This is a genomic window from Kitasatospora sp. NPDC002227 (genome assembly GCF_040296285.1).
Classification (GTDB): Bacteria; Actinomycetota; Actinomycetes; order Streptomycetales; family Streptomycetaceae; genus Kitasatospora.
Genome location: NZ_JBEOWY010000002.1, coordinates 125,773 through 151,175 on the forward strand (window position 1 = coordinate 125,773; position 25,403 = coordinate 151,175).

Consider the following 25,403-nt stretch of genomic DNA (forward strand, 5'->3'; position numbering starts at 1 on the left):
CCCGTTTGCTGTTCTACGACGGCGGGTTGAACAGGTTCTGGGTGGGGCCGGTGTTCGGGGTCGGCCGGCCGGTGGGGAGCCTTCTGCAGGAGGGGCGGTCCGGGAGGGAGCTGTACGTGATGAACGGGCCGGCGCTCACCATGAGGTTGGTGACCTGCTTGGCACCGCCCGGGGCGTAGCCCATGCGGGTGAGGGTCTGGCAGAGGGCCTCGGCGACGGCGACGGGCGTACCGTCGACGGCATCGACCAGGAGCTGGCCGCCGGCGAGGCCCTTGCGGAGCTCCTCCGGGACGGCGGTCTCGGGGCCGCTCGGGGAGGGCCGGAAGTACACCGCGTGGGCGACGCCCGGCAGGCAGCGGATCTCGTCCGGGAGGGGCGCGTAGACGAATCCGTCGGGGCCTTCGGTGCCGCTCGGCTCCGGCTCCGAGGTCGGTGGCGGGCAGCTGGTGGCTACGGCGCTCGGCGCGGCTGCCACGGGTGTGGTGGCCGCACTGCATCCGGCGGTCAGCAGACAGGCTGCGGCCAGGGCGAATGCGAAGGTACTACGGTGCTGCACAGGTGATCCCCCCAAGTGGTGAAGGCACCAGGGTAGAGATCAACCGCCAACGCCGCAGTTGAGTATTCGCAGCAGAGCGGCCGTCAGGACGGCGTCGGCGGCCAGGGTGTCCGTCTCGGGGACGCTGCCGCGGTGGTACTCCAGGGCGAGGGCGACGGTGGCTTCGTAGGTGCGGCCGAGGCGGGAGCGGTACGGGGAGAGATCGGCCGTGGTCTGCCAGGGGCGGGTGGCGAGGAGAGGGTGGGCCTCGGGGACGGCCGGTGGGGCCGGGTGGCAGAGGGCCAGGTAGGCGCGGTCGCCGCGCGCGCTGAAGAGGTAGGCCGCGTACCAGTCGTGGCCCGTGGCGAGGAGGACTCGGGGGAGCTCGGCCCGGTGGTTCTGGCCGTCGGTGCCGGTGATCTTCAGCTGACGACGGGGGACGCCGGCCTCCTCGGCGAGGGTGCCGCCGAAGGTGCGCAGCCAGTGCGGCAGGGAGTGGCGGACCACGAAACCCCGGCGTTCCGTCTCCGGGGTGTTCGTGGGGCACCAGTGCTGCTGGAGGTACAGGGCCTCCTCGAGGATTTCGCGCATGGCCGGGCAGCCTAGCGAGCCACCCCGACAGCGGGCTCAGCGGCCGTTGTAGGTGGTGAGGTCCTGGACGGCGCAGAAGCCGGTGCCGTAGGCGCTGACGCCGCGGCCGTAGGCGCCGAGGAGGACACCGGGGGCCTCGCCGGCCAGGACCCAGCCGTACTCGGACTCGCGGTAGCGGAAGGGCTGCGGGAGGCCGTTGACGGGGAGGGTGAGGGTGGACCAGCCGGGGCCGTCGAGGTCGTCGGCCAAGTCCCAGGCGAGGGCGGTCTGCTGGTCGAGCCAGTCCTGGCGCAGGGCACGGTCGAGCTGGCCGGGCCAGGTCGCCGCGAGCAGGCCGGAGCCGGCCAGCCAGGCGGCGGAGGAGGCGGAGGTCGCCTCCAGGGTGCCGGTGTTGTCGGCGCTGCGCCGCACGTCCCGGCGGGCCATCGTGACGACCACGGCGAAGCGCCGCATGTCCCGCGGCTCGAACTGCCGGGCCGGCTCGTCGCCGTGCCCGAGGGTGCCGTAGTCCACGCTGCCGCGCTGCGAGCCGCGGGCGCCGCTCGGCCCGGCCCCCGCCTGCATCAGCCAGCGGCGGCCCGTCCAGCCTTCGTCCAGGCCGTACCAGGGGAAGTCCGCCGCCAGGTAGGGCTCCAGCGGATCGGCCGCGGGCCGGGCCTGGGCGCCGACCGTTGCCGTGCCCTGCTCCCCCGCCGTGGCGGTTCTCGCACTGCTCGTCGTGTCCATCCCCGGGCCTCCTCGACACCTGTTCGCCGTGTGCGGGCTCCATCGTGGCGTACGACGACGCCCCAGCCGGGCAGGTCAGGCCCGAGACTTCGGTGACCTGGCCCACACCGGGAGCACGAAATGCACAATAGCGGCGCACAGCACGAAGCCCGGCCAGGCCGACTGGTGTCAGCCCGCGCCGGGCGCGGTCGTGCGGAGGATCAGGTGGCGTCCAGGTCGAACGGCGGGCGCTCGCCCTTGGCCAGGGGCGCGCCGGTGTCGGGGGCCGCCGGCTTGGCGGGGTTCGCGGCGGGCGGCGCGGGCTTGGTGGGCTCGTCGTTGAGGACGGACTTGAAGTCCAGGCCCTCGCGGATCTCCTTGAAGCCCAGCGGGTCCTCGTTGCCGCCGAGCAGCTGCTTGCGGACGAAGGTCTTCGGGTGCAGGTCCTCGAAGTCGAAGTCCTTGAACTCCGGGCCGAGCTCGGCCCGGATGTCCTGCTTGGCGCTGTCCGCGAAGGACCGGATCTTCCGGATGAAGCCCATGGTGTCCTGGATCAGCTTCGGCAGCTTGTCCGGCCCGAAGATGACGATGGCCATGATGACGAGCGTGACGAGCTCGAGGGGGCCTATGTCGGAAAACACCTGAACTCCCGGCTCTTATTGGACGAACCCGCAGAGCTTGCAGTTCGGCGGTCCACTACAGCGTAATGGCCACCGGCTGCGCTTTGACCCCTGAGTTGATGAAGCAGGTGCAAAGTTCAGCCGATGGCCCGGCACACACCACCCGTCTAACGGAGCAGGTGCTGCGGGATCGCCGCCTCCACGGCGGCCGGCGCGCTGTACGGCGCCTGCGGCACGGCGCCCGCGCCGTGCGACGCCCGCACGGGGTAGACCGGGAAGTCGACCGACACCTCGCCCGAGATCGGCACCACCGGGCCGCCCCCGCCGTGGGCGGGGGTCACGGTGCTGCCCTGGCGCTGGGCGTCGCCCGCCAGGGAGAGGGTGCCGACCCCGCCCAGGGTGACGGCCGCGACCGAGAAGGCGCCGGCCGCGGCGAAGACGAAACGGCGCCCACGCGGCGGCGTCGGACGGGCGGCGGCCGCGGGCGGCAGCAGCGCGGCCAGCGGCGAGAACCGCTCGGCCGGCCGCACCCGGCCGTGCGGCCGGGCGGCCCGCTCCGCGAGCGGGGTGACCGAGCCGTCCGGCACCGGACCGTCCTGCACCGGCGGCCAGGCGGCGGCCGAGGAGCGCGGACGGCGGCCGCGCGCGGGCGTGACCGCCCGCGGGTCGACCCCGGGCAGCGGCGCGTGCGCCCCGAGCGCGCCCGCGCCGAAGGAGGCGCCCGCGCCCTGGCCGAAGGAGCCGCCGGTCAGCCGGCTGCCCCCTATGCCGAGCGCTCCCGGGTCACCGGGCAGCGCGCCAGGACCGGGCCCGCCGAGGTCGTCGTCCGGCAGGGCCGCCACGGCGAGCAGCCGGGACATCAGGGTGGCCGAGGGGCCGGGGGTGCCGCTGTGCGTCAGCAGGTGCTTGACGGCGCGGCCCTCGTCGGCCTCGGCGAGGCACTCGGGGCAGGTCGCCAGATGGGCCTGGACGCGCTCGCGCGAGTCGTGGCCCAGCTCGCCGTCGACGAAGCCGGACAGCCGCTCACCGAGGTGGTGCTCCTCGACCGGCTCGGCCAGGTTCACCGGGATGGCGCGCAGCGTGCCCAGCTGTTCGAGGGGCTCCGCGGGCTCGCTCCGGCGGCCCAGCTGGGCCCAGCCGGGTGTACGGCGGGAGCGGGCGGGCGGTTCGAGGCCCGTCGGGCCGGAGGGGTTGGCGCTGCTCACGAGCGCCCCCGCTCACCACCGCCGGAGGGACCCGCCTCGGCTCCGACCGCGACCGGCTCGGCCGTACCGCCACGGCGGACGCGGCCTGGGGCCGTGCCGGGCGCCCGGTGCTTGAGGGCGGCCCGCAGGTGCGAACGGCCACGGTGGATACGGCTGCGCACGGTGCCGAGCTTGACGCCGAGCGTCGCGGCGATCTCCTCGTAGCTGAGGCCCTCGATGTCGCAGAGCACCACGGCGGCCCGGAACTCGGGCGCCAGGGTGTCCAGCGCCTGCTGGACGTCGGCGTCGAAGTGGGTGTCGCTGAAGTGCTGGGCCGGGCTCGGCTCGCGGCTGGCCAGGCGCTCGGCGGCGTCGTCGGCCAGCGCGTCGAAGCGGATCCGCTGGCGGCGGCGGACCATGTCGAGGAACAGGTTGGTGGTGATGCGGTGCAGCCAGCCCTCGAAGGTCCCGGGGGTGTAGGTCGACAGCGAACGGAAGACCCGGACGAAGACCTCCTGGGTCAAGTCCTCGGCGTCGTGCTGGTTGCCCGTCAGGCGGTAGGCGAGGCGGTAGACCCGGGCGCTGTGCGCCTCGACGATCTCCTCCCAGCTGGGGGGCGTCCAGGTCTGCGCGTCGGTGTCGAATGCGACGCGCGGAGCAGCGGCGGCAGCCGCCGTGTCGTCGGTCGCGGTCGTCTCGTCCAGATCGGTCTGCGCAGACTTGTTCATCACGGGCTTCGGCTTACGGGCCGACGTGAGGCCGCGGACTGGCCGCAGCACAGGGACGTCGCCCTCGGCCACACCTCCTCGGTCGGCTCTTCTGCCCAGCAGGGCCACCACCATATCCACCTCACCCGTCGGATCTGGATAAAAGTGCTCGATCGCCGCCGGCGGCGGGGCTCGCAGCGAGCCGCCGCCGATCGTGCGTGGGCCGATCACCCCGTCCCGCAGGGCTCAACGGCCGGTCGCCGGACGCGGTTCCCGCCCGGCCAGTAATCTGTGGCTGGAAATATCGACATCCGACCGCTTCCGACCGCCAGGAGAGGCAGCCATCACCGAGTTCGGGTCCGCCCAGGCGGCACTCGCCGACACCTATGTCGGTGAGGACACGGTGCTGACCTACGCGCGGGCGCTCTCCGCCCGGGTGGGTGTCCGGCCCATCGGCGCGGGCGGCGGCGCCTGCCTGAGACTGCTGGCCGCCGCCCTGGACGCCAAGGCGGTGGCCGAGATCGGCACCGGCACCGGTGTCTCGGGGGTCTACCTGCTGCGCGGCATGCGGCCGGACGGCGTGCTCACCACCGTGGACTCCGAGCCGGTGCACCAGCAGTACGCCCGCGAGGCGTACCAGGCGGCCGGCTTCGCCGCGAACAGGTCCCGCTTCATCCCCGGCCGGGCGCTGGACGTGCTGCCCCGGCTGGCCGACGGCCAGTACGACCTGGTGTTCTGCGACGGCGACCCGGCGGAGTCCGCTTCGTACCTTGCAGAATCGTTGCGTCTGCTCCGACCTGGCGGGATGGTCTGCTTCGAAGGGGTGTTCCACCAGGGCCGACTGGCCGAGCCCGGCCACCACGACCCCGGCACCCACGCGCTGCGCGAGCTGGTCCGCGTGGTGCGGGAGAGCGAGCTGCTGCTGCCCGCGCTGCTGCCGGTCTCCGACGGGCTGCTCTGCGCCGTGAAGCGATAGGCCCCCGGACACGACTGAGCCCGGGGCCGGTGATGGTCACCGACACCCGGGCTCGCGCGTGTCTCCAGAAGCTGGAAGAGCACCTGCTGTCGTCAGCCGCAGGCCTTCTTCAGGGCCTCGCCCAGGGCATCCGCCTCGTCCGGCGTGAGCTCCACAACGAGCCGCCCGCCGCCTTCGAGCGGAACGCGCATGATGATGCCCCGCCCTTCCTTGGTGACCTCGAGCGGGCCGTCACCCGTCCGCGGCTTCATGGCCGCCATGCTCGTTCCCCTTCCTGCAACCGCAAAGCTACGTACCGGCAGTCCGTCCACCGCCGGTATCGAACGCATTGATCGGAAGCCATTATCCCGCATGCGGCGGCCCGATGACCAACGTCACTGTCCCGGTCACCGTGCGGACCACCCCTCCGAGGTGCCTCATACCCAACGGAGACCCCGCTCGCACCGCCTTTCGCGCCTCCGTTCGCGCCCCGCGCGAAGGTGCCGCACCTCACACTCCCCATCACGCTCCGCACTCGGGCATGCTGAGGCACGACCTGCCCGCACGTACCCTCCGGGAGCCCTCGCCGATGTCCGACTCCGTGCTGTACGAGCTCGACGGCGGCCTGGCCGTCATCACCATCAACCGGCCCGAGGCGATGAACGCGCTCGACACCGCGACCAAGGTCGCGCTGCGGGACGCGATGGTCGCCGCGGCCGAGGACACCGCCGTCCGGGCGGTGCTGCTGACCGCCGCCGGGGAGAAGGCGTTCTGCGTCGGGCAGGACCTCAAGGAGCACCTGGGCAACCTGGAGCGGGCCAAGGAGACCGGTGAGGGCGCGCTGCGCACCGTCGCCGAGCACTACAACCCGCTGGTGCGGGCGCTGGCGGGCATGCGCAAGCCCACCGTGGCGGCCGTCGGCGGGGTGGCCGCCGGGGCCGGGGCCTCGCTGGCCTTCGCCTGCGACTTCCGGATCGTGGCCGACACCGCCGGCTTCAACACCGCCTTCGCCGGGATCGCGCTCACCGCCGACTCGGGCGCCTCCTGGACGCTGCCGCGGCTGGTCGGGCACGCCAGGGCCACCGAGCTGCTGATGCTCCCCCGCACCGTGAAGGCCCCCGAGGCCCTCACCCTGGGCCTGGCCACCCAGGTCGTCCCCGCCGCCGAGCTGGCCGGCACCGCCCGCGCCTTCGCCCGCACCCTGGCCGAGGGCCCGACGGTCGCCTACGGCGCCATCAAGGAGTCGCTGGCCTTCGCCGCCTCGCACTCCCTCTCCGAGCTGCTCGACAAGGAGGACGAGCTGCAGACCCTGGCGGGCGACAGCGAGGACCACCGGATCGCCGTCCAGGCCTTCATCGCCAAGGAGAAGCCGAACTACCTCGGCCGCTGACCGACTGTCCGTCCGCGCCGGTAAGGTCCCGGTCATGACTGCTGACCAGCACCCGATCGGCGCGGACACCCACGTCCGGCTGGCCCGGCCCTCGCGGGATCTCGCGGCCGCCGAGCGGTTCTACGTGGACGGGCTCGGGCTGTCCGTGCTGTGGCGCACCGAGGAGCGGGTGCCCGGGGAGCACGACCTGGTGATGGTCGGCCTGCCGGGCGGGTCGTGGCACTTCGAGCTGACGCACGATCCGGAGCGCCCGCTGGAGCCCACGCCGACGGTGGACGACCTGTTCGTGGTGTACCTCGGGCGGCCGGTGGACGATGCGCTGGTCGAGCGCCTGGTCGCGGCCGGCGGCACCCGCGTGGCGGCGCACAACCCGTACTGGGACACCTACGGCGTGACGGTGGCCGACCCCGACGGGTACCGCCTGGTGCTCTGCTCGCGGCCCTGGAAGGCCTAGGAAGGCCTAGGAAGGCCTAGGAAGGCCCGGAGAGGCCTAGCGGGCCGCGCAGTCGGCCAGGTGGTCGTTGACCAGGCCGCAGGCCTGCATCAGGGCGTAGGCGGTGGTGGGGCCGACGAAGCGGAAGCCGTGCTTCTTGAGCTCCTTGGCCAGGGCGGTGGACTCGGCGGTGACGGCCGGGACGTCGGCCATCGTCCGGGGCGCCGGGCGGCCGGCCGGGTCGGGGGCGTGGCGCCAGACCAGGGCGTCCAGCTCGCCGGGGGCCAGGGCCGCGGCGGCCTTGGCGTTGGCGACGGTCGCGGAGATCTTGGCGCGGTTGCGGATGATCCCGGCGTCCTGGAGCAGGCGCTCCTCGTCGGCCGGCCCGAAGGCGGCCACCGCCGCGATGTCGAAGCCCGCGAAGGCGGCCCGGAAGCCCTCCCGGCGGCGCAGGATGGTGATCCACGACAGGCCGGACTGGAAGGCCTCCAGCGAGATCCGCTCGAACAGCTCCCGGTCGCCGTGGACGGGGCGGCCCCACTCGGTGTCGTGGTACTCGCGGTAGTCCTCGGCGGAGTTGCCCCAGCCGCAGCGCGGCACGCCGTCGGTGCCCGGGACGGCGCCGGTCACTGCCGCTGCTCGGGCGTGTCGACGGCGGGCCGCCCGACGACGGGCTCCTTCTCCACACTGACCACCTGGGCGAAGTCCTCCAGGCCGGGCAGCGGCTGCGACCCGGCGGGCCCGGTGGCCTCGACCGCGCCGCGGACGGCGGCGGCCGCCTCCAGCTCGGCGATCCGCTCGTCCCGGCGGGCCAGCTCCACACCGAGGCGGTCGAGCACGTCGTCCACCTCGTCCATCCGGTAGCCGCGCAGCGCCATCGGCAGCCGCAGCTCGTCCACGTCGGCGCGGCCCAGCGGGCGGTCCTGGGGCAGGCGCGCGGCGATCCGGTCGTGCACCGTCTCGGGCAGCACCGTGCCGCCGCCGAGCGCCACCAGAGCGGTACCGCCGACCACCACGGCCATCGCGGCCACGATCACCCAGAACACGTGCTGTCCTCCTGCTGGCTGCCCGCCACTCCGGTCGGCCCCGGGGATGCGAGCATGGTCCCTGCATACGGCCGGGGCCCATCATTGCACCCGGGGGAGCTGTGGAGGAGAGACCGGTGGCACTGCGTCTGGGCCCGCTGGAGTTCGGTGACGACGAGTTGGTGATCATGGCCATCGTCAACCGCACCCCCGACTCGTTCTTCGACCAGGGCGCGACCTTCGCCGACGAAGCCGCCTTCGCCGCCGCGGACAAGGCGGTGGCCGAAGGCGCGGGCATCCTGGACATCGGCGGGGTGAAGGCCGGGCCGGGCGAGGAGGTCACGGTCGAGGAGGAGCTGCGGCGGACGGTGCCCTTCGTGGCGGAGCTGCGCAAGCGCCACCCGGGCGTGGTGATCAGCGTGGACACCTGGCGGCACGAGGTCGGCGAGGCCGTCTGCGAAGTCGGCGCCGACCTGCTCAACGACGCCTGGGGCGGGGTGGACCCGAAGCTGGCCGAGGTGGCCGCCCGGTACGACGTGGGGCTGGTCTGCACCCACGCGGGCGGCGCCGAGCCCCGGACCAGGCCGCACCGGGTGAGCTACCCGGACGTGATGGCCGACATCCTGGACGTCACCGTGGGGCTGGCCGAGCGGGCCGCCTCGCTCGGGGTGCGCCGGGACGCGCTGATCATCGACCCGGGCCACGACTTCGGCAAGAACACCCGGCACTCGCTGGAGGCCACCCGGCGGCTGCCGGAGATGACGGCCACCGGCTTCCCGGTGCTGGTCTCGCTCTCCAACAAGGACTTCGTCGGCGAGACCCTCGACAAGCCGGTGAACGAGCGCCTGCTCGGCACGCTGGCCACCACCGCCGTCTCGGCCTGGCTCGGCGCACAGGTCTACCGGGTGCACCAGGTCGCCGAGACGCGGCAGGTGCTCGACATGGTCGCCTCGATCCGCGGCACCCGGCCCCCGGCGGTCGCCCGCCGGGGGCTGGCGTAGCGAGGAGCGGATCAGATCTCGCCGTTGGGGCGGCGGCTCTCCTCCAGGATGCGCAGCACCTCGTCCACCTCGTCGGTCACGTGGAACAGCTCCAGGTCGGCCGGCGAGGCCTTGCCCTGGGCGACCAGCGTGCCCTTGATCCACTCGACCAGGCCGCCCCAGTACTCGGTGCCGAAGAGGATCACCGGGAACCTGGTGACCTTCTTGGTCTGGACGAGCGTGAGCGCCTCGAACAGCTCGTCCAGGGTGCCGAGGCCCCCGGGCAGCACCACGAAGCCCTGGGAGTACTTCACGAACATCGTCTTGCGGACGAAGAAGTAACGGAAGTTCAGCCCGAGGTCGACGAACTCGTTGAGCCCCTGCTCGAAGGGCAGCTCGATGCCGAGCCCGACCGACAGGCCGCCGGCGTCGGAGGCGCCGCGGTTGGCGGCCTCCATCGCGCCGGGGCCGCCGCCGGTGATCACCGCGTACCCGGCCTCGGCCAGCGCCCGGCCGATGGCCACCCCGGCGGCGTACTCGGTGGAGTTCACCGCCGTCCGGGCCGAGCCGAACACGCTGATCGCGGTGGGGAGTTCGGCGAGGGCGCCGAAGCCCTCGACGAACTCGGAGGTGATCCGCCAGACCCGCCACGGGTCGGTGTGGAGCCAGTCGGTGGGGCCCGTCGTGTCCAGCAGCCGCTGGTCGGTGGTGCTGGTGCCGACCTGGTCCCGCCGGAGCAGCACGGGCCCCTTCTGCTTCTCCGGCCAGGCCCGCTTGCGATCGCCCGGCTCCGGCGCGAAGCCCTCGAAGCCCTCCTGGGCACGGTCGTTACGCGTTTCGTCTCCAGTGCCTGTCATGACGGAACCCTACGCCTGGGACGGGCCGATTTCCGGCAATATCCGGACGAACGCGAGGTGACGGTCAGGAGCCCGGCGGGCGCGGGCTCAGTCGGTGAGCCAGGCCCGCAGGCGCTCCTCCACCAGGGCGATCGCGGCGAGCGAGCAGTACTCGTTGCGCTTGTGGGCGAGGTCCGGGTCGCCGGGGCCGTAGTTGACGGCCGGTACGCCCAGGGCGCTGAAGCGGGCCACGTCGGTCCAGCCGAACTTGGCACGGGCCTGGCCGCCGGTGGCGGCCAGGAAGGCCTGGGCGGCCGGCTGGCCGAGGCCGGGCAGGGCGCCGGGGGCGGAGTCGGTGATCTCCAGCTTGAAGCCCTCGAAGACCTCACGCAGGTGTGCCTCGGCGTCGGCCACGCTGCGGTCCGGCGCGAAGCGGAAGTTGACGGTGACGACGCACTCGTCGGGGATGACGTTGCCCGCCACACCGCCGTCGACCCGCACCGCGTTGAGCCCCTCGTGGTACTTCAGCCCGTCGATCTCCACCTCCCGGGCCTGGTAGGCGGCCAGCAGGCCGAGCACCTCGGCCGCGTGGTGGATCGCGTTGTCACCCAGCCAGCTGCGGGCCGCGTGGGCGCGGGTTCCGGTGAGGGTGATCTGCGCCCGCATGGTGCCCTGGCAGCCGCCCTCGACCATGGCGCCGCTCGGCTCCATCAGGATCGCGAAGTCCGCGGCCAGCCAGTCCGGGTGGGCGGTGGCCAGGTGGCCCAGGCCGTTGCGGGAGGCCTCGATCTCCTCGCAGTCGTAGAACACGTACGTGATGTCGTGGTTCGGCTCGGTCAGCCCGGCCGCGAGCCGCAGCGCCACCGCCACACCGGACTTCATGTCCGAGGCGCCGCAGCCGTAGAGCAGGTCGCCCTCGATGTGGTGCGGCACGTTGTCGGCGATCGGCACGGTGTCCAGGTGGCCGGCGATCAGCACCCGCTCGGCCCGGCCCAGCCCGGTGCGGGCCACCACGTTGTTGCCGTACCGGTCCACCCGCAGGTGCGGGTAGGCGCGCAGCGCGGTCTCCACCGCGTCCGCGAGGGCCTGCTCGTCACCGCTGACGGAGGGGAAGTCCACGAGCCGGGCGGTCAGCGCACCGCCGTCGAGGGTCAGGTCAAGGGGTGTGTCGATGCTGCTCATGGTGCCCCAGCCTAGGGCTTGCCTTCCGGATCACGTCGGTCAGTGGGCGTCGTTGGGGTGCGTGCATCGGCGGCGCCGAGGAGGGAGTCCATGCGGAGCATCGGCGACCGACGAGAAGCCGGCGAGGTGCGTGCCCCGGCGGCGCCCACCCGGCGTGATCCGGAAGGCAAGCCCTGACGGGGGCGTCCGCCGCCCTCCGGGGGTCCGCCACCGCAACCGGGCTCCCCGTACAACCGTCCGAGTAGGTACGGTGTGCGGGCACCGAGGCGAGGAAAGGGAGTGCGGTGGAGCAGTTCGAGGAGGGTGCGCGCCGGCGGCCCTGGAAGGCCGTGCTGGCCGGGGTGGTCGTGCTGGCGCTCGCGGGCGGGGGCGGCTACTGGTACCTGAACCGCGACGACTCCGCCTCGCTGCCGGAGGGCTGCAAGGTCACCACCGCGGCCGGCCAGGGCAACCTCGACCTCGCCCAGGCGCAGAACGCCGCCACCATCACCGCCGTGACCCTCTCCCGGGGCCTGCCCGAGCGGGCGGCGGCCATCGCGCTGGCGACCTCGATGCAGGAGTCCAAGCTGCGCAACCTGGACGGCGGCGACCGCGACTCGGTCGGCCTCTTCCAGCAGCGCCCCTCGCAGGGCTGGGGCACCGCCCAGCAGATCAAGGACCCGGTCTACGCGACCAACAAGTTCCTGGACGGCCTGGTGAAGGTGCCCGGCTACGCCCGGCTGCCGCTCACCGACGCGGCCCAGGCCGTGCAGAAGTCCGGCTACCCGCAGGCCTACGCCAAGCACGAGGGCAACGCGACGCTGCTCGCCTCCGTCTTCGCCGGCCGCGAGGGCTCGGCGCTCAACTGCGTGGTGCACGCCTTCTGGACCGATCCGGTCGCCGCGCCCGGCGACCAGGCCGCCGCCGCGCCCGCGGCGGCCGCCCCGGACGTGTCGGCCCGGGTGCAGCGCGAGTTCGGCCGCTCGGTGACGGTGGCGCCCGCCGCCAAGGCCGCGGCGGACCCGCGTACGGTGCTCGCCGTCACCCCGCAGCCCGCCACCGGCACCGACGGCGGCCCGGACGCCCGCCGCCAGGGCGGCTGGGCGGCCGCCCAGTGGGCGGTGGCGCACGCGCCGGACCTCGGCATCGGCGCGGTGGCCTACGACGGCAAGGTCTGGCGCTTCGACCGGCCGGCCGACGGCTGGAAGCCCCAGCCGAGCAGCTCGGACCAGCAGGTGCTGGTCACCCTCGGCGCACCGCCCGCGAAGCGGTAGGGCGGGCCGGCCGGAAGACCCGCCGGTGGCATAGTCCGGGTTGACGGACTGGTGTCCGAGGTACCGTCCGACGGGTGATTCCGGTCAACGTACGTGGACGACGGGACCCTTCGGCGGGCCCCTCGCGGGCGGACCGGGCGGGGGTCGGCCTTGCCCTTCCGCCCCAAGGGGAGTGACGTTTCCTCAGGCCGTCGCGAAAGGAGGGAAATGTCCGGCTTGCCGGAAAAAGGATCGTCTGATCTTTAGCAGCGCTTTACCCTTTCGGCCCGAAACCTTCTGGCTGCTCCAGCGGTAATCAGTCGTCCGCCCGTGCGGACGACCCCCGTGCACGACCGGACGGGGCGACCTCACTCTTATAGGAGCACCATGTCCCTCCCCCTCTCGCGCCGGATCGCCCAGGCGGCACTGCTCGTCGCGGCCGGAGCCTCTCCGCTGCTCGCCGCCGGGTCGGCGTCCGCCCTTGACCTGGTGCCGCAGGGTGACCTGGCCTCCGGCATCACCCAGGCCGACGCGCCGGACCCGGCCGCGACGGTGCAGGGAGCCACCCACGAGCTCGGGCAGTCGACCGGAGCCACCGCCGCGACCACCGTGGCCACGGGCGTGCCGGCCACCGCCGACGCCACCGGGCACACCGTCGCCGCCGCGCTGCCCAACGCCGACAAGGCGCTGGGCGGGATCACCGGGCCCGCCGCCAAGACCGCCGCGACCACCGGCACCCTGGCGAACATCGCGACCACCGTCGCGCCCCGCCTGGTGGACCGGGCCGGCCCGGCGCTCACCTCCAAGCTCACCCCCGTCTCCGGCCAGCGCTCGGCCACCGCGAGCAACCCGCTCGGCAGCCTGACCGGCGCCCTGCCGACCGCCGGGCTGACCCACGCCCTGCCCACCGGCCCGCTCGCCGGCGGCCTGCCCACCAAGTCCCTGCCGGGCGGCGACACCCTCGGCTCGCTGACCGGCGCCCACGGCGACGAGCACCGCCTCGGCGGCCTCCCCGCGATGGGCGGCGGCAGCCCGGTCGACTCGCTGGCCCAGGTGCTGAAGGGCGCCGGCGTGCTCGGCCTCGGCGGGCTCGGCGGCTGACAGTCAGTTGCACTGCCTGCTCGGGGGCGCGAGGAACTGCGCGAAAGCGGGAGTCCACCGGCCCGCACCAGCGCAGCTGGCGCCCCTGGCAGCACGCATCCAAGAGGGGCGCGAGGAAGGCTGCGCGAGCAACCGCCCGGTGGGTGGCTGGTCGCGCAGTTCCTCGCGCCCCCGTTGTTGTTGCCCGGCTGCCTACGGCTCCCCGGGCTCCGGAGGGTGCTACCGCGCCTGCGAGAGCCTCTCGACCGCGGCGGCGACCCGCTCGTCCGTGGCCGTGAACGCCACCCGGACGTGCTGCGCGCCCGCCGGGCCGTAGAAGTCGCCCGGGGCGACCAGGATGCCGAGGGCGGCCAGCTCGGCCACCGTCTCCCAGCAGGGCCGGTCCTGAGTGGCCCACAGGTAGAGGCTGGCCTCGGAGTGCTCGATCCGGAAGCCGTAGGCCTCCAGAGCGCCCCGCAGCGCCGCCCGGCGGGCGGCGTACCGCTCGCGCTGCTCGGCCACGTGCGCGTCGTCGCCCAGGGCCGCGACGGTGGCGGCCTGGACCGGCGCCGGAACGATCATTCCGCCGTGCTTGCGGATCTCCAGCAGCTCGCGGACGACCACGCCGTCACCGGCCACGAAGGAGGCGCGGTAGCCGGCCAGGTTGGAGCGCTTGGAGAGCGAGTGCACGACCAGCAGGCCCTCGTGGTCCCCGCCGCACACCGAGGGGTGCAGCACCGAGACCGGGTCGGCCTCCCAGCCGAGCTCGAGGTAGCACTCGTCGCTGACCAGCAGCACCCGGTGCTCCCGCGCCCACTCGACCGCCCGCCGCAGCTCGGCGGCGTCGAGCACCCGACCGGTCGGGTTGGAGGGCGAATTGACCCAGAGCAGGCGGACCCGGGACGGATCCAGCTCCGACACGTCGTCGTAGGCCACCGGCTCGGCGCCGCACAGCCGCGCGCCGACCTCGTAGGTGGGGTACGCCAGGCGCGGGTAGGCCACCTGGTCCCCCGGGCCGAGGCCGAGCTGGCCGGGCAGCCAGGCGACCAGCTCCTTGGAGCCGACCGTGGGCAGCACGGCCTCCGGGCCGATCTCGGCGCCCAGGCGCCGGTGCAGCCAGCCGGCGATGGCCTGGCGCAGCTCCAGCGGCCCCCAGACCGTCGGGTAGCCGGGGGTGTCCGTGGCGGCGGCCAGCGCCTTCTGGATCACCTCCGGGACGGAGTCGACCGGGGTGCCGACGGAGAAGTCGCAGAGCCCGCCCGGGTGGGCGAGCGCGGTGGCCTTGTACGGCTCCAGCTTGTCCCACGGGAAGACGGGCAACAGGTCCGATACGCGGCGCGCCGCCCCCGGGTGGCCCGGGAGCGGCGCGCGCTGAGCTTCGTTGGTGCTCACAGCCGAGTGTCTGCCGATCACTCGCCGGCCTGCGGCGGGAGCGCCGCGATGAACGGGTGGTCGCGCTCGATCATGCCGAGCTTGGAGGCACCACCGGGCGAACCGAGGTCGTCGAAGAACTCGACGTTCGCCTTGTAGTAGTCCTTCCACTCCTCCGGGGTGTCGTCCTCGTAGAAGATGGCCTCGACCGGGCAGACCGGCTCGCACGCCCCGCAGTCGACACACTCATCCGGGTGGATGTAGAGAGAGCGCTGCCCCTCGTAGATGCAGTCGACCGGGCACTCTTCGATGCACGCCTTGTCCTTGACGTCGACACAAGGCTGCGCGATGACGTAGGTCACGCTGTCGTTCCTCCTCGAAAGGGCAAGTGCCCAAACTGTTTGATGCGTGCGCGGGTGCGCGCGGCGTCGTCGATGCCCGCCCCTAGTATCGCGGGTCAGAGACCGCGAATGCACAGGAGGTGCCCCAGATGATCGGCGAAGCCCCGGGAGGCGGCCGTCCGGAGGTCCGGATAGACCGCTCCGACGTGGGACGACGGGTCTCCGTCCGGCGCGTGTCCGAGGTCGTCGCAGGCCGGCCGGTGTACCGCGATGTGATCGGAGTGCTCGCATCCTGGGACGACGCGTGTCAGGTCACGGTGATTCCGCGCGCCGGTGAACCTGTCTCCTTCCCCGCTGAGCTGATGATCGCTGCCAAGACCGTACCTCTCTTCCCGGCCCGTCGGGCACCCCTTCCCGAAACGGACCCGACGGCCCTTCAGCGGGTCGCCACCCGGGCCTGGCCCGCCCGTGACCAGGCACGACTCGGCGATTGGCTGCTGCGGGCCAGCGCCGGTTTCACCAGCCGCGCCAACTCCTGCCAGGCGCTCGGCGACCCAGGGCTCCCGGTGCCGGAGGCGCTGGCCGCCGTCGGCGAGTGGTACGCGGAGCGCGGGCTGCCCGCGCTGGTCGAGGTGACCTTCCCGGGCACCGACCCGGCGGTCGCCGCGGCCCTCGACCCCGAGCGGCTGACTCCCGCCAAGGTGCTGACCGCCCCACTCGCTCCACTGGTCCGCGCCGGGAGCGGCCACGAGCGGGTGCGGCTCTCCCGGACGGCGAGCGAGAGCTGGTTCGAGCGCTACCACCGGGTCGGCGGCGGCCCCGAGGCCGAGGCCGCGGCCCGGGAGCTGCTGCACGGCGGCCCCTCCGTCTGGTTCGCCACCGTCCCCGCCCCCGGGGGCGGCGCGCCGCTGGCGATCGGCCGCTGCGTGGTCGACGGGCCCTGGGTCCACTTCGGCGCCCTGGAGACGGCCCCCGAGGCCCGCCGCCAGGGCCTGGCCACCGCCATGACGGCCGTCCTGGCCGCCCGCGCCGCCGAGGAGGGCGCCACCGGCGCCTACCTGCAGGTCGAGGAGGACAACACCGCCGCGCTCGCCCTCTACGGCCGACTCGGCTTCACGACCAGTCACACTTACCACTACGCCCGTCTTCCCCAGCGGTAGCGGTAGTGCTGTAGTAGCGAACCACCGGACAGATACCGAAGGCTGCTGTGACCGAGCAGAGCAGAGCACGATTCCGTACCGAGGCCAGGGCCGAGCACCCGGACGCGGTGCTGCTCTGCCTGCTGGCCGCCGCCGAGCACACGCTCGCCGAAGAGCCCGGCGGCGAACCGCCGCCGAGCCTGGAGGAGTTGCTGGCGGCCTGCCAGGCGGCGATCGACCGGCACGCGGCGGCCGTCCGGCTGGCCGTCGCGGAGCGGACCCCGGGCACGCCCGAGGAGACCGCCGCGCTGCTCGCCGCCGTGCTCGGCGGCCGGGAGCGGTTCCACGGGCGGCCGGCGGACTACCGGCGGCTGGAGTCCTCGCTGCTGCCGGACGTGCTCCGGCGCCGCCGCGGGCTGCCGATCCTGCTCTCGCTGGTCTGGACGGCGGTGGCCGCGCGGGCCGGGCTGACCGTGCACGGCGTGGCCCTGCCGGGCCACTTCATCGTCGCGGTGGGCGGGCCCGAGGCGGGGAACGAGTACGTCCTGGCCGACCCGTACCACGGGGGCCGCCTCCTCGACCTGGACGACGTCGGCGAACTGGTCCTTCGGACCGGCCACCACTTCTCGCCCGAACTGCTCACCCCGGCCCAGCCGCTGGACATCGTCCTACGGGTGCTCGGCAACATCCGCAGCTGGGCCACCGACCGCCCCGAACACGCCCGCACCCAGCTCTGGGCCACCGAACTCTCCCTCCTCCTCCCCCGCCACCCCGCCCAACTCCGCCTCGAACGCGCCGAACTCCTCGTCCGCACCGGCGACTTCCTCTCCGGCGCAGCCGAGATGGACGCCTACGCGGAGATCCTCGACGCCTTCGACCCGGAGACCGCTACCAAGGTCCGCCAGGACGCGCGGGCCGCGCGGCACCGGCTGAACTGACCCAGCACCCCTACAGCCAGCCCTTCTCCCTCGCGATCCGGACGGCCTCCGCGCGGTTGCGGGCGGCGGTCTTCTGGATCGCCATCGAGAGGTAGTTGCGGACGGTGCCCTCGGAGAGGTGGAGCCGGCGGGCGATGTCGGCGTTGACCGCGCCGTCGGCCGCTGCGGCGAGCATGTCGCGCTCGCGGGCCGTCAGGGGGTTGGCCCCCTCGGCGAGGGCGGCGGCCGCGAGCGTCGGGTCGATGACGCGCTCGCCCCGCAGCACCCGCCGGATCGCCTGCGCCAGCTCCGAAGCCGGAGCGTCCTTCACCAGGAAGCCGTCCGCCCCCGCCTCCATCGCCCGCCGCAGGTACCCGGGCCGCCCGAAGGTGGTCGCGATGACCACCTTCGTCCCCGGGCTGCGCCGCCGCACCTCCGCCGCCGCGTCGATCCCGGTCATCCCGGGCATCTCGATGTCCAGCACCGCGACCTGCACGCCGTTCGCCACCACGGCGTCCGCGACTTCGTCCCCCCGCCCGACCTGGGCGACCACGTCGATGTCCCCTTCGAGCCCGAGCAGCGCGGCCAGCGCCTCCCGGACCATGCCCTGGTCCTCAGCGAGCAGGACCCGCACCATCTCCGGCTTCTCGTCTGTCATGCCGTCAGCCTAGGCAACACCCAGCCCCCGCCCGGGACCCGGCCCGAACCATGGGCCCTGCCCGCGAAAATCCCCGGTCACTTCCGAAGCATTCACGGGCATCCGCGGTCGAGAATTTCTTCATGCTCTGCTCAATGTGTTCTCACACTGAAACCAAACACCGCTGGAACCCGATCAGTTCGGCCAACGCCCCTACCGGAAACCCGGCGCCGCCTCTAGCGTCCATCCGTAGCCAGAGGAGGGGCAAGCCATGACCCAGAAGTCTGACAGCCAGCCGGCCGTCGAACTCCGCATCGGCGGGGTGCACTTGACCATCCAGCGCATCCCGGCATGGCTCATCACCACGGCCACCGCGGGCGGAAGCACCGTCGTGGCCCTGCTGAGCCGACGGTAGCCGCCCGGTCATGACCCGCTGATCGTCCGCAAGGGTACGAGTGCCCGGAGCTTGAAGCCCTTGCCGCGTGGGCCCGGGCCGGTCTCCAGGCGTCCGCCGACCAGGGCCAGGCGCTCCTGCAGGCCCGAAAGCCCGTTGCCGGGGGTGGACTTGCCGGGGCCGCGGCCGTTGTCGGAGATCTCCAGGACGGCGTAGCGCTCGCCCTCGCCCTCCCAGGTCTCGTCCAGGCCGACGTGGCAGGTGGTTGCTCCCTCGCCGTGGCGGACGATGTTGGTGACGGCCTCGCGCAGGGCCCAGGCGAGGGCGCCGGCTTCTTCGTTGCCGAGGCCGGGGCGGCCGTCGGCCACCGCCGGGTCGGCCTCCAGGGTGACCTGGGCGGCGCTCAGTGCGGTGCGGGCGGCGGCGAGTTCGACCGGCAGGGTGGGGCGGCGGTAGCCGCCGACGGCCTCGCGGACGTCGACCAGGGACTGCCGGGCTACGGACTCGATGTCGGCGATCTGGGCCCGGGCCGCCTCGCTCTGACTCTGGTCCATCAGGCGCCCGGCCAGCTCGCTCTTGAGCGTGATCAGCGAGAGCGAGTGCCCGAGCAGGTCGTGCAGGTCACGGGCCAGGCGCAGCCGCTCCTCGGCGGCGGCCAGGTGTGCCACGGCGGCCCGGGCCTCGCGCAGCTCCCGCATGGTGACGATGAGCCGCTGCAGGCCGGTCATGGCGAGGCCGCCGAGGAAGCAGGGCAGCACGATCGACAGCATGGTGACGCCGTCGGCCCGGATCAGGAACCCGGTGGCGGCCGCCAGGACCGTCACCGCGAGCACGCCGGGCATCCCGTACCGGGACGGCAGCGCCACGCCGGTGCAGACCGAGCAGTAGGTGAAGAGCGTCAGCCAGGCCTCGCCGAGCCCGAAGGCGGTGGCCAGCGCCACCGCGATCAGCACTCCGATGATGACGTACCCGCCGGGCCACTGCGCGGGCTTGACCGAGCGGACCACGATCAGGCTCAGGTACGCCAGCAGGAAGCCGCCCAGGGCGATCGACCCGGCCACCACGGCGGGGGTGGAGTGCTCACCACTCGTCAGGTCGGCGAGCGGGTAGAGCAGGTAGAGCATCCAGATCGACATCCAGGCCAGCTTCACCACCAGCTGGCGGCGGTTCTCCACCGGCTGCCCGGGCGAGGTCAGGAAGCCGCCCCGCCCCGCCGACCCGGAGTCGGCGGAGCTGGGGATCGAAGGCTGCGACGAGGACATGTCGATCATCATGCCTGCCGCGTGTCCTTGCGGTACAGGTAGGCCGCGGCACCGACGAACAGGGCGAGGAAGCCGCCCAGGCCGGCCACGGCGGCGAGGTCGAGCGACTGGCCGGGGCGGATGAAGGTGGCCAGCTGGTTGTAGAGGTAGACCGGGTTGAACTGGGCGAACTTCTTGAGCGAGTCGCCGACCGGGAACCAGGTGCCGCCGAACAGCGCCATCAGCATGTAGGTGATCATCACGATCGGCTGCACCGCGTCCGGCTGGGCCGCGTACCCGAGGGCGACGCCCAGGGCCGCGAAGACGAAGCTGCCCAGCCAGAGCGCCAGCCCCAGGCCCAGCCACTGCGCGGCGCTCAGCGACACGCCCTCGAAGGCGCCGATCACGAAGACCACCAGGATCGCGGGCAGCGTGGTCACGGCGCAGGCCGCGATCTTGGCCACGGTGTACGCCCGCCCGGGCAGTGCGGTGAGCCGCAGCTGCCGCACCCAGCCGGTCTTGCGCTCCAGCGAGATCCGCTGCGCGCTGCCGGTGAGCACCGCGCCGACCGCGCCGAAGGTGGCCATCGAGACCATGAAGTACGACTTGGCCGGCACTCCCCCGGAGACCGTGCCGCCGTTGTAGGCGCTGATGAAGAAGACGTAGAGCAGCGCCGGGTAGAGCACGGTGAAGAGCACGTACCGCTTGTTGCGCAGGGTGCGCAGGATCTCCAGCTTGATCAACGTGATCACAGCGCACGCTCCGCGTTCTCGATGTCGTCGGCCTCGCCGGTGATGGTCAGGAAGGCCTGCTCCAGGCCCAGGCTGGTGACCTCCAGGCCGCGCGGGTAGAGCCCGGCCTTGTAGAGGCCCGCGACGCCCGCGTCGGCGTCGGTCGAGCGGATCCGCACCGTGCGGACGCCGTCCGCGTGGCCGGTGACGTCCAGGCTGACCGTGCCGGGCAGGGCGCGCAGCGCCGCCTCGTCCACGAAACCGGCTTCCAGCTCGAAGGTGATCCGGCGGGCGCCGGCCTTGGCCTTGATCTCGGCGGAGGTGCCGTCGGCGATCAGGCGGCCCTTGTGCAGGACGAGCACCCGGTCGGCGATGGAGTCGGCCTCCTCCAGGTAGTGGGTGGCGAAGAGGACGGTGCGCCCGGCGTCGGCCTGGGCCCGCATGGTGGCCCAGAACTGCTGGCGGACGGAGACGTCCATGCCGGTGGTCGGCTCGTCGAGCACGATCAGGTCGTTGGCCCCGGCGATGGCGAGGGCGAAGCGCACCCGCTGCTCCTGGCCGCCGGAGAGCTTGTCCACCCGGCGCTCGGCGAGCTCCTCGATGCCCGCGCTGCGCAGTACGTCCGGAACGGCATGCCCGCGGGGATGCACCGCGCAGGCCAGCGCGACCAGTTCGCGGACCTTGACGTCCGTCATCAGCCCGCCGCTCTGCAGCATCGCGCCGACCCGGCCGGCCTCGATCGCGGCGCGCGGGGTGCCGCCGAACAGCGAGACGCTGCCCTGGTCGGGCTCGCGCAGGCCGAGCAGCAGGTCGAGGCTGCTGGACTTGCCGGCGCCGTTGGGGCCGAGCAGCGCGACCGTCTCGCCGGGCCGCAGCACCAGGTCGAGACCGTTCACGGCCTTCACCTGGCCGTAGCTCTTGCTCACCTGCCGGAAGGCGGCGACTTCTTCCGTACTCATCCCCCGGTCCTCTCTCACGTGGTCGGTTCAACCACTCAAGAGTCCCGCCGAGGGGGTGTGCGGCGTCAGTGTGCGGCGTCGTGTCCTCGGTATGACGAATGTCAGACCCAGGACACGACGCCGGTCAGATCACGCGCTCAGGTGCTCCTTCAAGAACTCGACCTGGAGCAGCAGCAGGTTCTCCGCGACCTGCTCCTGCGGGGTCATGTGCGTGACGCCGGAGAGCGGCAGCACGGTGTGCGCGCGGCCGGCCGCGAGCAGGGCGGAGGAGAGCCGCAGGGTGTGCGCGGCGACGACGTTGTCGTCGGCCAGGCCGTGCACGATCATCAGCGGCCGCTCGAGACCGGCCGCCAGCGGGATGAGCGAGTTGGCCTCGTACACCTCGGGGCGCTCGGCCGGGTGGCCGAGGTAGCGCTCGGTGTAGTGGGTGTCGTACAGCGCGAAGTCGGTGACCGGCGCGCCGGAGACGGCGGCGTGGAAGACGTCCGGGCGGCGCAGCACCGCCAGCGCGGCCAGGTAGCCGCCGTAGGACCAGCCGCGGATGCCGACCCGGCCGAGGTCGAGCGGGAACTCCTCGGCGAGCGCCTGCAGTGCCTCGACCTGGTCGTCCAGGGTGGCCCCGGCGAAGTCGAAGGCGATCGACTTCTCCCACTCGGGGCTGCGCCCGGGGGTGCCGCGCCCGTCCGCGACGACCACGGCGAAGCCCTGGTCGGCGAACCACTGCGAGGTCAGGTGCGGGTTGTGCGACTGCACCACGCGCTGGCCGTGCGGACCGCCGTACGGGTCCATCAGGACGGGCAGCAGGCCGTCGCGCTCGCGGTCGTAGCCGGTGGGCAGGAAGACGGCGCTGGGGATCCGCCGCTCGCCCGCGAAGCGGAACTCGGGGCGGGCGGTGAGCAGTGGGGTGTGGGCGTAGGAGGTGACGACGGCCGCCTCGGCGCCGTCGCGCAGCACGTGGGCGACGGCGCCGGAGTAGGCGGGCGAGACGGTGGAGACGACCGCGGTGGCGCCGCCGAACACGGCGGTGGCCGCGCCCTCGGGGCCGAAGGGCTCGACGCCCTTGGCGTCGGCGCGGAAGACGCCGGTCCAGCCCGGGGGCAGCTCGGTGTCGGCGGGGCCGGCGGAGGCGGTGAAGTAGACGGCCTCCTCGGTGAGCGCGAGTACCGAGCGCAGGTGCAGCTTCTCGTCGGTGACGCGGCGCTCGCCGACCACCAGGGCGCGCACGCCGCCCTCGTCGCTGATCCGGGCCAGCTCGCCGTTCGGGGTCCAGGCGGGCACCCCGCCGAACAGCTCCAGCCAGATGTCGTCCTGCTCGGCGAGCAGCAGCTCGGTGGCGCCGGTGGCCGGGTCGACGTTGAGCAGCTGCTGCGAGCGCTGGTCGCGGGCCTGGACGAGCAGCAGCGGCGCGCCGTTGCCGGACCAGTGCACCCGGGCCAGGTACGGGTAGGCGGCGCGGTCCCAGACGACCTCGACGCGGGAGCCGTCCAGGCCGACCGACCAGAGGGTGACCTCGGCGTTGGCGGTGCCGGCCTGCGGGTAGGCGACCTCGGCGGGGGTGGTGCCGGGGTTGGCCGGGTCGGCGATCCACCAGCGCTGGACGGGCGCGTCGTCCACCCGGGCGACCAGCAGCCGGTCGCTGCCGGGGGCCCACCAGTAGCCGCGGTCGCGGTCCATCTCCTCCTGGGCGATGAACTCGGCCTGACCCCACATCACGCCGTCCCGCTCGGGGGTGACCAGCGCGCGGTCCTCGGTGCCGTCGGTGCGGCTGATCCGCAGCTCGCCGGCGGTGTTGGCGTACGCGACCAGGCTGCCGTCGGGCGCCGGGCGCGGGTCGACCAGCGGGCCGGCGGCGGGCAGCTCGCGGGCGGCGCCGGTGACCAGGTCGGTGGTGAACAGGCGGCCGGAGAGCGCGAAGACGGCCAAACTCCCGGAGGCGTCGAGGGCGTAGCCGACGATGCCGGCCGAGCCCTCCCGGCTGCGCTCGCGGCGGGCCTTCTCGGCGGGCGAGAGGTCCTCCTCGCCGCCGCCGAGCAGGGCGACGGGGTCGGCGGCCACCCGCTCCTCGCCGGTGGCGGGGTCGAGGGTCCAGAGCAGGTTGGCCCGGTCGGTGCCCGAGCGGGAGCGGAGGAAGGCGACCCGGGAGCCGTCGGGTGCGACGGCGAAGGACCGGGGCGCGCCCACGGTGTAGCGCAGGGTGCGGGCGCTCTGCCGGGGGAAGGTGGCGGCGGGGGTATCGGTGCTCATGCCCAAGACCTTAGGCCTCGGACCGCTCACTCGTTCGGAGCAGCCGTCAGATCCCGCCCCGCAGCCCCCCGGACGGCCCTACGGCCCAGGTACGCGCCCCTGGACGCTCCCGTACTCCGGCGAACCGGGCCTCACGGTAAGTAATGCAACCCTCACTGATCGGGTATTGGTTGTCTCGACGATCCGGACCCGGAACGTCCTGTTCGAAGGAGTGTGACCGTCATGCCGATGACGATCTCCGCAGCCGTACTGATGCTGGTCATCGTGGTGGTGATGATCCGCCGCTCCGGGCTGAAGCTCTCGCACGCGGTCGTCTGCGCGCTGCTCGGCTTCTACCTCGCCTCCAGCTCGATCGCGCCGTCGATCCAGCAGGTGACCAGCAACGTCGCGGGGATGATCAATGGTCTGAAGCTCTGAGCGGGCCCGGTCGGTAGGCTGCCGTCCATGACTGCCGACCTGCCGCACCGCCGCCTGCTCCTGGTGCACGCGCACCCGGACGACGAGTCGATCAACAACGGCGCCACCATGGCGCGGTACGCCGCCGAGGGCGCCCTGGTCACGCTGGTGACCTGCACCCTCGGCGAGGGTGGCGAGGTGATCCCGCCCGAGCTGGCCGAGCTGACGGCCGATCGGACGGACACCCTGGGGCCGTACCGGGTCGGCGAGCTGGCCACCGCGATGCGCGAGCTCGGCGTCACCGACCACCGCTTCCTCGGCGGCCGGGGCCGCTACCGCGACTCGGGGATGATGGGTGTCCCGGAGAACGACGTGCCCGGCTGCTTCTGGCAGGCCGAGGTGGACGAGGCCGCCGCGCACCTGGTCGAGGTGGTCCGCGAGGTCCGCCCCCAGGTGCTGGTCACCTACGACGAGCGCGGCGGCTACGGCCACCCGGACCACATCCAGACCCACCGGGTCGCGCTGCGCGCCTTCGAGCTGGCCGCCGACCCGGCCTACCGGCCCGAGCTCGGCGCTCCCTGGCGGATCGCCAAGGTCTACTACAACCGCCTGCCCCGCCCGGTGGTCGAGGCGGGCCTGGCCGCCGCCAAGGGCGTCTTCCCCGGTGTCGCCGCGCTCGGCGACCTGCCCGGCGTGGTGGAGCCCGAGGTGATCACCACGGTGGTGGACGGCACGGCGTACGCGGGAGCCAAGTCGGCCGCGATGGCGGCGCACGCCACCCAGATCACGGTGGCCGGTACGGCCTTCGCCCTGAGCAACGACCTCGGGCAGCCGCTGCTGGCCACCGAGTACTACCAGCTGGCCCGCGGCACCCCGGGCCCGGAGCTGCCCGAGACCGATCTCTTCGCAGGCCTGGAGGCTCGCGCATGACTCCCTGGACGGCCCTGCTCGGCACCCGCTCCGAGCGGCTGGCCGAGTCCCAGCCCCCGCGCGGGAGCCGGATCGTGGCGTACGTGCTGTTCTTCGCGCTCGGTGCGGCGGCCTCGCTGGCCGGCTGCTTCGTGCAGACGCTGTGGGCCCCCGGCGGCCTGCTGCTCGCCCTGGCCGGGTCGTGGGGCGTCTTCTACGGCGGGCTTCGGGTGACCGGCACCAAGCTGGGCGCCGGGGCGCCGCTGGCGGGCTGGTTCGCGGTGCTCCTGGTGCTGATGTCGCCCAGGCCGGAGGGCGATTTCGTGCTGTCGGCGAGCCTCACCTCCTACGGCTACCTCTTCCTCGGCGCCGTCGGCGGAGTGATCTGCGCCACGCTGCCGACCCGCTCGGGCTTCGGCTTCGGCGTGCCCGGCCCGGAGCGCTGAGCACGGCCCGGGGCGACGCGCAGTCAGGGCCCTTGGCCCGTAGGCTCATACCGGACGGGTCGGACGTATCAGGATCTGTCCGAACCAGTTCGCCGTGCTGGTCTTCCCAGTAAGGTGGTGCCGCGACAGTCGGCCCCGGCGGGCGCGGAGGAAGGCACAGCAGGTACCTTCAGCCCAATCGCGAGGCGGGCGGCCTGCCGCACGCCCACACGAATGAGAGAGC

30 protein-coding genes are annotated in these 25,403 nt (G+C 73.3%); 12 read left to right on the forward strand and 18 right to left on the reverse strand.

Annotated elements, in window-relative coordinates; translation table 11 throughout:
* Positions 1 to 13: 13 nt before the first annotated feature.
* The 6 genes from ABT095_RS02455 to sigE all read right to left on the reverse strand — a co-directional run bounded on the left by ABT095_RS02455 (position 14) and on the right by sigE (position 4,363).
* On the reverse strand, positions 14 to 475 hold the full coding sequence (locus tag ABT095_RS02455; protein WP_350527380.1) for a hypothetical protein: 462 nt from the start codon (positions 473 to 475) through the stop codon (positions 14 to 16).
* A 120-nt stretch (positions 476 to 595) separates the two neighbouring features.
* On the reverse strand, positions 596 to 1,126 hold the full coding sequence (locus tag ABT095_RS02460; RefSeq protein ID WP_350527381.1) for a hypothetical protein: 531 nt from the start codon (positions 1,124 to 1,126) through the stop codon (positions 596 to 598).
* A 36-nt stretch (positions 1,127 to 1,162) separates the two neighbouring features.
* A complete protein-coding gene (locus tag ABT095_RS02465) occupies positions 1,163 to 1,852 on the reverse strand; it encodes a hypothetical protein (protein WP_350527382.1) in 690 nt (229 codons plus the stop codon).
* A gap of 200 nt (positions 1,853 to 2,052) precedes the next feature.
* Complete coding sequence (locus tag ABT095_RS02470; protein ID WP_350527383.1) at positions 2,053 to 2,472, reverse strand: sec-independent translocase; 420 nt, start codon at positions 2,470 to 2,472, stop codon at positions 2,053 to 2,055.
* A 146-nt stretch (positions 2,473 to 2,618) separates the two neighbouring features.
* Positions 2,619 to 3,656, reverse strand: coding sequence for a zf-HC2 domain-containing protein (locus ABT095_RS02475; RefSeq protein ID WP_350527384.1), 1,038 nt, complete (start codon positions 3,654 to 3,656; stop codon positions 2,619 to 2,621).
* Positions 3,653 to 4,363, reverse strand: coding sequence for an RNA polymerase sigma factor SigE (gene sigE, locus ABT095_RS02480; RefSeq protein ID WP_502884798.1), 711 nt, complete (start codon positions 4,361 to 4,363; stop codon positions 3,653 to 3,655). The genes ABT095_RS02475 and sigE overlap by 4 nt, the downstream gene beginning before the upstream one ends.
* 280 nt (positions 4,364 to 4,643) lie before the next feature.
* On the opposite strand from sigE, the gene ABT095_RS02485 reads away from it, so the two are divergent.
* On the forward strand, positions 4,644 to 5,318 hold the full coding sequence (locus ABT095_RS02485; RefSeq protein WP_502884811.1) for an O-methyltransferase: 675 nt from the start codon (positions 4,644 to 4,646) through the stop codon (positions 5,316 to 5,318).
* Between the two features lie 92 nt (positions 5,319 to 5,410).
* Here the strand turns inward: ABT095_RS02485 and ABT095_RS02490 are convergent, their stop codons facing one another.
* Entirely contained in the window at positions 5,411 to 5,578 is a 168-nt protein-coding gene (locus ABT095_RS02490) for a DUF3117 domain-containing protein (protein WP_014137929.1), read from the reverse strand.
* 308 nt (positions 5,579 to 5,886) lie between these two features.
* Between ABT095_RS02490 and ABT095_RS02495 the strand changes: the two genes are divergently transcribed.
* A complete protein-coding gene (locus tag ABT095_RS02495; protein ID WP_350527386.1) occupies positions 5,887 to 6,687 on the forward strand; it encodes an enoyl-CoA hydratase-related protein in 801 nt (266 codons plus the stop codon).
* A gap of 34 nt (positions 6,688 to 6,721) precedes the next feature.
* Positions 6,722 to 7,141, forward strand: coding sequence for a VOC family protein (locus ABT095_RS02500; RefSeq protein ID WP_350527387.1), 420 nt, complete (start codon positions 6,722 to 6,724; stop codon positions 7,139 to 7,141).
* Positions 7,142 to 7,177: 36 nt separating this feature from the next.
* Here ABT095_RS02500 and ABT095_RS02505 read toward each other — a convergent pair whose 3' ends face one another.
* Positions 7,178 to 7,750: a DNA-3-methyladenine glycosylase I gene (locus tag ABT095_RS02505; RefSeq protein WP_350527388.1), complete on the reverse strand. Its 573-nt coding sequence runs from the start codon at positions 7,748 to 7,750 to the stop codon at positions 7,178 to 7,180.
* The gene (locus tag ABT095_RS02510; RefSeq protein ID WP_350527389.1) at positions 7,747 to 8,166 is read right to left on the reverse strand and encodes a DivIVA domain-containing protein; all 420 of its coding nucleotides are present in this window, start codon (positions 8,164 to 8,166) and stop codon (positions 7,747 to 7,749) included. The genes ABT095_RS02505 and ABT095_RS02510 overlap by 4 nt, the downstream gene beginning before the upstream one ends.
* Before the next feature lie 167 nt (positions 8,167 to 8,333).
* Here ABT095_RS02510 and folP point away from each other — a divergent pair, with 167 nt between their 5' ends.
* A complete protein-coding gene (gene folP, locus ABT095_RS02515) occupies positions 8,334 to 9,146 on the forward strand; it encodes a dihydropteroate synthase (RefSeq protein WP_350527604.1) in 813 nt (270 codons plus the stop codon).
* A gap of 11 nt (positions 9,147 to 9,157) precedes the next feature.
* On the opposite strand, the gene ABT095_RS02520 is transcribed toward folP, so the two are convergent.
* Both ABT095_RS02520 and dapE read right to left on the reverse strand, forming a co-directional pair.
* The gene (locus ABT095_RS02520; protein WP_350527390.1) at positions 9,158 to 9,982 is read right to left on the reverse strand and encodes an LOG family protein; all 825 of its coding nucleotides are present in this window, start codon (positions 9,980 to 9,982) and stop codon (positions 9,158 to 9,160) included.
* A gap of 87 nt (positions 9,983 to 10,069) precedes the next feature.
* Entirely contained in the window at positions 10,070 to 11,143 is a 1,074-nt protein-coding gene (gene dapE, locus ABT095_RS02525) for a succinyl-diaminopimelate desuccinylase (protein WP_350527391.1), read from the reverse strand.
* A 284-nt stretch (positions 11,144 to 11,427) separates the two neighbouring features.
* Here dapE and ABT095_RS02530 point away from each other — a divergent pair, with 284 nt between their 5' ends.
* Positions 11,428 to 12,396, forward strand: coding sequence for a hypothetical protein (locus ABT095_RS02530; RefSeq protein WP_350527392.1), 969 nt, complete (start codon positions 11,428 to 11,430; stop codon positions 12,394 to 12,396).
* Positions 12,397 to 12,762: 366 nt separating this feature from the next.
* Entirely contained in the window at positions 12,763 to 13,476 is a 714-nt protein-coding gene (locus tag ABT095_RS38820; RefSeq protein WP_502884799.1) for a hypothetical protein, read from the forward strand.
* Between the two features lie 219 nt (positions 13,477 to 13,695).
* Here ABT095_RS38820 and dapC read toward each other — a convergent pair whose 3' ends face one another.
* Both dapC and fdxA read right to left on the reverse strand, forming a co-directional pair.
* On the reverse strand, positions 13,696 to 14,847 hold the full coding sequence (gene dapC / locus ABT095_RS02540; protein WP_350527393.1) for a succinyldiaminopimelate transaminase: 1,152 nt from the start codon (positions 14,845 to 14,847) through the stop codon (positions 13,696 to 13,698).
* 17 nt (positions 14,848 to 14,864) lie between these two features.
* Positions 14,865 to 15,188: a ferredoxin gene (fdxA, locus tag ABT095_RS02545; RefSeq protein ID WP_350527394.1), complete on the reverse strand. Its 324-nt coding sequence runs from the start codon at positions 15,186 to 15,188 to the stop codon at positions 14,865 to 14,867.
* A 128-nt stretch (positions 15,189 to 15,316) separates the two neighbouring features.
* Here fdxA and ABT095_RS02550 point away from each other — a divergent pair, with 128 nt between their 5' ends.
* Together ABT095_RS02550 and ABT095_RS02555 are read left to right on the forward strand one after the other, a co-directional pair.
* Positions 15,317 to 16,327: a GNAT family N-acetyltransferase gene (locus ABT095_RS02550; RefSeq protein WP_502884800.1), complete on the forward strand. Its 1,011-nt coding sequence runs from the start codon at positions 15,317 to 15,319 to the stop codon at positions 16,325 to 16,327.
* Between the two features lie 47 nt (positions 16,328 to 16,374).
* A complete protein-coding gene (locus ABT095_RS02555; RefSeq protein WP_350527396.1) occupies positions 16,375 to 17,244 on the forward strand; it encodes a transglutaminase family protein in 870 nt (289 codons plus the stop codon).
* Between the two features lie 10 nt (positions 17,245 to 17,254).
* Here the strand turns inward: ABT095_RS02555 and ABT095_RS02560 are convergent, their stop codons facing one another.
* Complete coding sequence (locus tag ABT095_RS02560) at positions 17,255 to 17,860, reverse strand: response regulator (RefSeq protein ID WP_350527605.1); 606 nt, start codon at positions 17,858 to 17,860, stop codon at positions 17,255 to 17,257.
* 271 nt (positions 17,861 to 18,131) lie between these two features.
* On the opposite strand from ABT095_RS02560, the gene ABT095_RS02565 reads away from it, so the two are divergent.
* Entirely contained in the window at positions 18,132 to 18,275 is a 144-nt protein-coding gene (locus ABT095_RS02565) for a hypothetical protein (RefSeq protein WP_350527397.1), read from the forward strand.
* A gap of 8 nt (positions 18,276 to 18,283) precedes the next feature.
* Here the strand turns inward: ABT095_RS02565 and ABT095_RS02570 are convergent, their stop codons facing one another.
* From ABT095_RS02570 to ABT095_RS02585, 4 genes are all read right to left on the reverse strand, one after another.
* Positions 18,284 to 19,516 carry a sensor histidine kinase gene (locus ABT095_RS02570; protein WP_350527398.1) on the reverse strand — a complete coding sequence of 411 codons (1,233 nt, stop codon included), beginning with the start codon at positions 19,514 to 19,516 and terminating at the stop codon, positions 18,284 to 18,286.
* A gap of 8 nt (positions 19,517 to 19,524) precedes the next feature.
* Positions 19,525 to 20,247, reverse strand: coding sequence for an ABC transporter permease (locus ABT095_RS02575; protein ID WP_350527399.1), 723 nt, complete (start codon positions 20,245 to 20,247; stop codon positions 19,525 to 19,527).
* On the reverse strand, positions 20,244 to 21,185 hold the full coding sequence (locus tag ABT095_RS02580) for an ABC transporter ATP-binding protein (protein ID WP_350527400.1): 942 nt from the start codon (positions 21,183 to 21,185) through the stop codon (positions 20,244 to 20,246). Before ABT095_RS02580 ends, ABT095_RS02575 begins: the two co-directional genes overlap by 4 nt.
* 129 nt (positions 21,186 to 21,314) lie before the next feature.
* Positions 21,315 to 23,429, reverse strand: a complete 2,115-nt coding sequence (locus ABT095_RS02585; protein WP_350527401.1) for a S9 family peptidase — start codon at positions 23,427 to 23,429, stop codon at positions 21,315 to 21,317.
* A gap of 222 nt (positions 23,430 to 23,651) precedes the next feature.
* On the opposite strand from ABT095_RS02585, the gene ABT095_RS02590 reads away from it, so the two are divergent.
* From ABT095_RS02590 to ABT095_RS02600, 3 genes are read left to right on the forward strand one after another with little or no spacing between them, the layout of a single operon-like run.
* Positions 23,652 to 23,846 (forward strand): DUF2304 family protein, encoded by a 195-nt coding sequence (locus ABT095_RS02590; RefSeq protein WP_350527402.1) that lies wholly within the window; start codon positions 23,652 to 23,654, stop codon positions 23,844 to 23,846.
* Between the two features lie 27 nt (positions 23,847 to 23,873).
* Positions 23,874 to 24,755, forward strand: coding sequence for an N-acetyl-1-D-myo-inositol-2-amino-2-deoxy-alpha-D-glucopyranoside deacetylase (gene mshB / locus ABT095_RS02595; protein WP_350527403.1), 882 nt, complete (start codon positions 23,874 to 23,876; stop codon positions 24,753 to 24,755).
* Positions 24,752 to 25,180 (forward strand): DUF6113 family protein, encoded by a 429-nt coding sequence (locus ABT095_RS02600; protein ID WP_350527404.1) that lies wholly within the window; start codon positions 24,752 to 24,754, stop codon positions 25,178 to 25,180. The genes mshB and ABT095_RS02600 overlap by 4 nt, the downstream gene beginning before the upstream one ends.
* Positions 25,181 to 25,403 lie beyond the last annotated feature (223 nt).

Excerpts from the sequence above, each read along its gene's own strand:
- ABT095_RS02460 (WP_350527381.1), bottom strand. The coding sequence starts at position 1,126 with ATGCGCGAAATCCTCGAGGAGGCCCTGTACCTCCAGCAGCACTGGTGC.
- ABT095_RS02465 (WP_350527382.1), bottom strand. The coding sequence starts at position 1,852 with ATGGACACGACGAGCAGTGCGAGAACCGCCACGGCGGGGGAGCAGGGC.
- sigE (WP_502884798.1), bottom strand. The coding sequence starts at position 4,363 with ATGAACAAGTCTGCGCAGACCGATCTGGACGAGACGACCGCGACCGAC.
- ABT095_RS02490 (WP_014137929.1), bottom strand. The coding sequence starts at position 5,578 with ATGGCGGCCATGAAGCCGCGGACGGGTGACGGCCCGCTCGAGGTCACC.
- ABT095_RS02495 (WP_350527386.1), top strand. The coding sequence starts at position 5,887 with ATGTCCGACTCCGTGCTGTACGAGCTCGACGGCGGCCTGGCCGTCATC.
- ABT095_RS02500 (WP_350527387.1), top strand. The coding sequence starts at position 6,722 with ATGACTGCTGACCAGCACCCGATCGGCGCGGACACCCACGTCCGGCTG.
- folP (WP_350527604.1), top strand. The coding sequence starts at position 8,334 with ATGGCCATCGTCAACCGCACCCCCGACTCGTTCTTCGACCAGGGCGCG.
- ABT095_RS02520 (WP_350527390.1), bottom strand. The coding sequence starts at position 9,982 with ATGACAGGCACTGGAGACGAAACGCGTAACGACCGTGCCCAGGAGGGC.
- dapE (WP_350527391.1), bottom strand. The coding sequence starts at position 11,143 with ATGAGCAGCATCGACACACCCCTTGACCTGACCCTCGACGGCGGTGCG.
- ABT095_RS38820 (WP_502884799.1), top strand. The coding sequence starts at position 12,763 with ATGTCCCTCCCCCTCTCGCGCCGGATCGCCCAGGCGGCACTGCTCGTC.
- ABT095_RS02550 (WP_502884800.1), top strand. The coding sequence starts at position 15,317 with ATGATCGGCGAAGCCCCGGGAGGCGGCCGTCCGGAGGTCCGGATAGAC.
- ABT095_RS02560 (WP_350527605.1), bottom strand. The coding sequence starts at position 17,860 with ATGGTGCGGGTCCTGCTCGCTGAGGACCAGGGCATGGTCCGGGAGGCG.
- ABT095_RS02565 (WP_350527397.1), top strand. The coding sequence starts at position 18,132 with ATGACCCAGAAGTCTGACAGCCAGCCGGCCGTCGAACTCCGCATCGGC.
- ABT095_RS02570 (WP_350527398.1), bottom strand. The coding sequence starts at position 19,516 with ATGTCCTCGTCGCAGCCTTCGATCCCCAGCTCCGCCGACTCCGGGTCG.
- ABT095_RS02580 (WP_350527400.1), bottom strand. The coding sequence starts at position 21,185 with ATGAGTACGGAAGAAGTCGCCGCCTTCCGGCAGGTGAGCAAGAGCTAC.
- ABT095_RS02585 (WP_350527401.1), bottom strand. The coding sequence starts at position 23,429 with ATGAGCACCGATACCCCCGCCGCCACCTTCCCCCGGCAGAGCGCCCGC.
- ABT095_RS02590 (WP_350527402.1), top strand. The coding sequence starts at position 23,652 with ATGCCGATGACGATCTCCGCAGCCGTACTGATGCTGGTCATCGTGGTG.
- mshB (WP_350527403.1), top strand. The coding sequence starts at position 23,874 with ATGACTGCCGACCTGCCGCACCGCCGCCTGCTCCTGGTGCACGCGCAC.
- ABT095_RS02600 (WP_350527404.1), top strand. The coding sequence starts at position 24,752 with ATGACTCCCTGGACGGCCCTGCTCGGCACCCGCTCCGAGCGGCTGGCC.